This window comes from Micromonospora sp. M42 (assembly GCF_000568915.1).
Classification (GTDB): domain Bacteria; phylum Actinomycetota; class Actinomycetes; order Mycobacteriales; family Micromonosporaceae; genus Micromonospora; species Micromonospora chalcea.
The window spans coordinates 5,568,295-5,571,768 of sequence record NZ_KK037233.1 but is presented as its reverse complement, the minus strand read 5'-3'; the positions used below and the strand labels follow the sequence as shown (position 1 = coordinate 5,571,768).

The following is a 3,474-nucleotide window of genomic DNA, read 5'->3' as shown; positions in this document are numbered from 1 at the left end:
GTCGGTGATCAGATCCGACGGTACGAACAGCGCGGCGACGATCCCGGCCGGACGGGCCGGCCGCAGCTCTACCCGCAACGCCGTGCCGTGCGGCCAGGCGCGCCACCACGAACAGCCCCAGCCGGGCGCTGCCGGCCGGGTCGAACTCGGGCGGCTCGGCCAGCTTGCGGTTGGCGGCGGCCAGGGCCGGCGCGGACATGCCCAGCCCCCGGTCGGTGATCTCGATCGTGTAGCCGCCCGGCACGGTCCGGCCGGTGACGTCCACCCGGGTGCCCGGCGGGGAGTACGCGGTGGCGTTCTCGATCAGCTCGGCGAGCAGGTGGATCACGTCGCCGACGGCCCGGCCGAGCACCCCGGCCGACGCCACCTCACCCACGTCGACCCGGTCGTACGCCTCGACCTCGGAGATCGCGCCGCGCATCACGTCGACCGCGGCGACCGGCCGGCGCCAGCCCCGCCCGGGCGCGGCGCCGGCGAGGATGACCAGGTCCTCGGCGTGCCGCCGGAGCCGGGTCGCCAGGTGGTCGACCTGGAACAGTCCGGCCAGCTCGTCCGGGTTCTCGGTACGCCGTTCCAGCCGGTCCAGCAGCGCCAACTGCCGGTGCACCAGGCCCTGGCTCCGCCGGGCGAGGTTGAGGATCACCTCGTTGAACCCCCGGCGCAGGGTGACCTCGTCGATCGCGGCGCGCACCGCGGTACGCCGCACCTCGTTGAACGCGCGCGCCACCTGGCCGATCTCGTCGCCGCCGTGGTCCAGTTCGGGCGCCTCCCGGGCGACGTCGACCTCCTCGCCGCGGCGCAGCCGGGCGACCACGTCGGGCAGCCGCTGCTCGGCGACCTCGGTCGCGGCGGTGCGTACGCCGGTCAGCCGCCGGGCCAGCGACCGGCCGACCCGCAGCGCCACCAGCACGCAGACGACGATCGCGACGAGACCCAGCACACCGGCGGCGGCGAGCTGGACGAGGATCCGGGTGGCCATCGGCACCGACCGCTCGGCCAGGGCGTCCGCGCCGCGCAGCTCGAAGTCGCGCAGGCTCTGCCACACCTCGGCGTGGCCGGCCTCCCAGCCGGCCATGTCGAACCGGGCCGGCAACGCGGACGAGCGGATCAGGGTGTCCTGGAGCGCGCGCAGCTTGACGAACCCGGCGCCCTCGGTCAACCGCTGGTACGAGGTCCGTTCCTCGGAAGGCAGCTCGGCGACCGCCGTCTCCGCCAGGAAACGCTGGTTCTCCAGGGTCCGGACCAGCTGCTCGTGCTCGCCGTCGGCGTACCGGCCCGCGATGACCGCGCCGGCCAGCAGCGCGTCGGCCTGGCCGAGCAGCTCGCGGGAGCGGCCCAGCGCGGTGAGCGCTGTGGCCTCCCGGTTGAGCTGGGCGTCGGGCAGCGCTGCCATCGCGCCGAACGCCTGGAACGCCGAACCGATCATTCCGCTGTAGAGGCCGACGGCGCCGGACCGGTCCACCTTCCGGTCGTCGATGAAGGCGCGTCCGGCGGGCAGCGCGTCCAGTGCCGAGACCAGCTGGTCGAGGCGGCCGTCGAGCTGCTCGTCGGCGACGTCGCGCAGGGCCTTGCCGTCGACCTTGCGGCGCAGCTCGACGATCGCGTCGTCGGTGCGTACGCGCTGTTCCGCCAGGGCCGGCAGGGCGCTGCGGCCGGCGAGCTGGACCACCGACAGCCGTCGCTCCCGTTGCAGCTCCGCCACCACGCGCTCGCCGGGACGGCCGAGGTCGTAGAGAAGGGTACGGGCGGAGAGCAGATCGAGCGCGGGCCCGAAGGTGAGCGTGGTGGCGAAGATCCACAACGCCAGCAGCCCGGTCACCGGGCCGATGACCAGCGCGGTCAGCTTGGCGCGGATCGGCCAGTCACGGGTGTTCAATCAGACCTCGCCCGGGAAGGTGTCGCTCGGTGGCGCCGGCAGCGGCCGTCACGTTCGCCGGCCACGACGCCGGGCCCCGGCCCGGACGCCTTGGGCAGGATACGTAATCCGGGGCGGATGCACTACCGGCCGTCTCGGCTCTCACTACGGTCCGAGACGGGCACGGCGGGCGCAGTCGGACACCGGACCGGCACCGGACGGCGGTCGCGACACCGCTCCTTATTTCCCGACCGGGGCGGAAAGTGCCGCGCAACGGGATTGGCGATCACCCGCATGAGGGAATACCAGCGGGCGAAGGAGGAGCCATGTCGTCCACCCAGGTAATCGTCATAGTCATCGTCGTCCTCGTCATCGCCGCGCTCGCCGCGTTCGCCGTGGTCGCCAGCCGCCGCCGGGCGCTGCGGGAGCGTTTCGGCCCGGAGTACGACCGGGTCGTCGCCGAGCAGGACAGCCGCGGCGCGGCCGAACGCGAGCTGCGTGAGCGCGAGCGCCGGCACGCCGAACTGGAGCTGACCCCGCTGAGCCCGGAGTCCCGGGCCCGCTACGCCGCCGCCTGGGAAGAGCTGCAGGTGCGCTTCGTCGACTCGCCCGCCGAGACCGTCGGCGAGGCGGACGAGCTGGTCAGCCGCCTGATCGCCGAGCGCGGATACCCCACCGGGGACTTCTCGGACCAGATCGCCCACCTCTCCGTCGAGCACGCCCGCACGCTCACCCACTACCGCGACGCCCACGAGATCCGGCAGCGCAACGAGCGCGGTGAGGCCGGCACCGAGGACCTCCGGCAGGCGCTCGTGCACTACCGGGCCCTCTTCGCCGACCTGCTCGGTGAGGACCCGGTGCCCACGTCCACGCCGCAGCCGGAGCAGCGGGAGCAGCCGGAGCAGCGCCACCCCGACCACGACCACGACGTCACGAGCCGCTGAGGAGGCCGCCGCCATGCGCCAGGAAGAGCAGCAGGTCACGCAGGACCACCCCGAGGCCGTCCGGTCCGCGCCGGTACCGGTGCCGCAGCCGGGCGACCACGCCGGCCCCGGCCGGCACGACGCCGACCGGGCCGACGTGCCCGAGGACGCGCTCGACGACCGGGGCACCTTCGACGACCCGGCCGTCGCCGACGACCGGCGTGAACTCGGCGCCGACGACCGGCGCCACGACGGAATCGACGACCGGGGCGACGAGGTCGACGAGACCCGCGCGTACGAAGCCGGTGAACTGAGCGACGCGGCCGACCGTACCGACGACGGGCGCGACGACGACGGGCGTCCGCCGTTCCACGAGCCGGCGCCGCTGCCGACGGCGTTCGGCGCGGCCACGGTGGGCGACGCGGTCGCCGCGTCGGCGCTGGCGAGCGGCCGTCCGCAGGACGAGCGCGACGCCCGCGACGAGGACACGGCCGTGCCGGGCGACGGCGCGCCGGGCCGGACCGACCCGCTGGACGACGAGCGGGCCGATCCGACGGCCGGGGACCGACTGCACGACCGCGACCGCTGGGACGCCGAGCACGCCGACGGCGACGCGGCGGCCGACGGCGACGCGGCGGCCGACGGCGACGCGCGGGCCAACGGTGTCGTCCGGGACGACGCGGCGGCCGACGGCGC

At 75.1% G+C, this 3,474-nt stretch carries 1 protein-coding gene and 2 pseudogenes; 2 read left to right on the top strand and 1 reads right to left on the bottom strand.

Translation table 11 applies throughout. The features are described 5' to 3' along the window. A pseudogene (locus MCBG_RS25690) lies at nucleotides 1–1,876 on the bottom strand (nitrate- and nitrite sensing domain-containing protein); the annotation flags it as partial. A 305-nt stretch (nucleotides 1,877–2,181) separates the two neighbouring features. Here MCBG_RS25690 and MCBG_RS25685 point away from each other — a divergent pair. Together MCBG_RS25685 and MCBG_RS34395 are read left to right on the top strand one after the other, a co-directional pair. Then, the gene (locus MCBG_RS25685; RefSeq protein ID WP_043328790.1) at nucleotides 2,182–2,799 is read left to right on the top strand and encodes a hypothetical protein; all 618 of its coding nucleotides are present in this window, start codon (nucleotides 2,182–2,184) and stop codon (nucleotides 2,797–2,799) included. Nucleotides 2,800–2,812: 13 nt separating this feature from the next. Next, nucleotides 2,813–3,474, top strand: a pseudogene (locus MCBG_RS34395) (hypothetical protein); the annotation flags it as partial.